This is a genomic window from Vibrio sp. 1288, from assembly GCF_033344475.1.
Genome location: NZ_JAWPOX010000433.1, coordinates 1 through 746 on the forward strand (window position 1 = coordinate 1; position 746 = coordinate 746).

The following is a 746-nucleotide window of genomic DNA, read 5'->3' on the forward strand; positions in this document are numbered from 1 at the left end:
ATCGAGCACCTTTATTGATTTGCACTTATTAAGCATGTGTTGCTACCGGTAGGAATATTAGACATTAGTAAAAGAGCAACAAAACCCTCACTTATTAAACATTAATTTAACAATGCATTAGTGTGCGTTGATCTTGTATGAGTTGTTTTCTCAAGGTAAGTCAAAGGGAGAACGGTCGTCGCTCCAACTTATGTTTGTTAAAGACTAAATTTTTTGGGAACGTAATGGTTGCTATTGAGGTACGTTGTCTATTTTGCAGTCAGCTTGAAGCCATTAGAACTAATAGTGTGAAAGGAATTAAATAGAGTTTCTGACTCTGAATGATTTTGGGCAAGAAGTAAGTGAATCATGGTAAGCCAATTCGTGCTTACCATGATTTCTGCTCGTATGTGCTGGCGTTCAAGAAACTCGAAAGTCAGCTCATGAGCTCTGGGTAGAGGCTATGTTCTGTAGAGAACCTTGACCACATGCCAGCCAAATTTTGTTTTGACTAAGTGCGGAGTTAACACTTCACCAGAAAAACAAACTTTGTCGAATTGAGGCACCATTTGACCGCGACGGAACTCACCAAGGTCACCACCACGTTTGCCAGACGGGCAAGTTGAATATTTTTTCGCTAGTGTTTGGAATTTAGCGCCTTTTTTCAATTGCTTGATGATGTCTTCAGCTTGTTCTTTGTGCTTAACAAGAATGTGCAATGCGGCTGCTGTGTTTGCCATGTGTTTATCTCTCACTATTCTGGTGGC

The 746-nt window shown here is 40.3% G+C and carries 1 protein-coding gene; it reads right to left on the minus strand.

The window, feature by feature from the left end:
- Nucleotides 1-440: 440 nt before the first annotated feature.
- Nucleotides 441-734 carry a peptidylprolyl isomerase PpiC gene (gene ppiC / locus R8O11_RS27225; protein ID WP_079722410.1) on the minus strand — a complete coding sequence of 98 codons (294 nt, stop codon included), beginning with the start codon at nt 732-734 and terminating at the stop codon, nt 441-443.
- Between the last annotated feature and the right edge of the window lie 12 nt (nt 735-746).